Consider the following 755-nt stretch of genomic DNA (forward strand, 5'->3'; position numbering starts at 1 on the left):
GTTGGGGCTGCATCGGGACCTGCGGAAGATGCGCCAGGACTTCAGTCGTGCGACACCGCGTTCGACGGGTGCTCGCGCTGCGGCCAGTGCCTGATTGCGGGACTTTTCGGTGGGGGTGAGTTCCTGCAGGGGCCTGCGTTTGATGCCGGTGGTCAGCCACAGGCCGGCGCCCTGGTAGGCGAGATCGGCCAGGATCGGGACGCCTTGGCGCTCGCAGATCCGGATGATCCGGTGAGTGCGGGCGGCGGTCAGGTCGTGGGTGCGGCCCGGCAGGGCGGGCGAGAGCCACAGCAGCCGGCCGCCGGGATCGGTGACGACCTGCACGTTCACACCATGGCGCCGGTGTTTGTGGGAGTAGTCGGCCCGGCCGTCGCCGACCCGGTCGCATTCGGCGAGGGTGCCGTCGAGCAGGACGAAGTCGGGCTCGTGCTCGCGCAGCGTCTTCAGTAGGCCCGGTGCACGTGCGGCGAGCAGGTCGACGACCGTGCTGGTGTAGGCGTGGGCGGTGGACTCGCTGATCCCGAACCCGGCGGCGATCTTCGCAAGTGTGGTGTGTTCGCGCAGGTACACCAGTGCCACCATCGCGCGCTGGGACGGACGGAGCTTGCAGCGGCGGTCGCCCTCACGGGTGACGATCAGCATGGTGACCCACTCCACGAGTGCATGCGGCAGGTCGAGTGCGGCAGGATGGATGACCAACGAGGCTCCCGAGCAGTGTTGTTGAGACGTCAGACATCTCGATCAACAGCGCGGGG

General features: G+C 68.3%; 1 protein-coding gene. It reads right to left on the reverse strand.

Annotation, left to right across the window (positions count from 1 at the left end):
• Positions 1 to 699: transposase family protein (locus IE145_RS33170; protein WP_189529124.1), on the reverse strand; the 699-nt coding region annotated here is incomplete at its 3' end.
• Positions 700 to 755: the final 56 nt, after the last annotated feature.

Source organism: Streptomyces sindenensis (assembly GCF_014649035.1).
In the GTDB taxonomy this organism is placed as follows: domain Bacteria; phylum Actinomycetota; class Actinomycetes; order Streptomycetales; family Streptomycetaceae; genus Streptomyces; species Streptomyces sindenensis.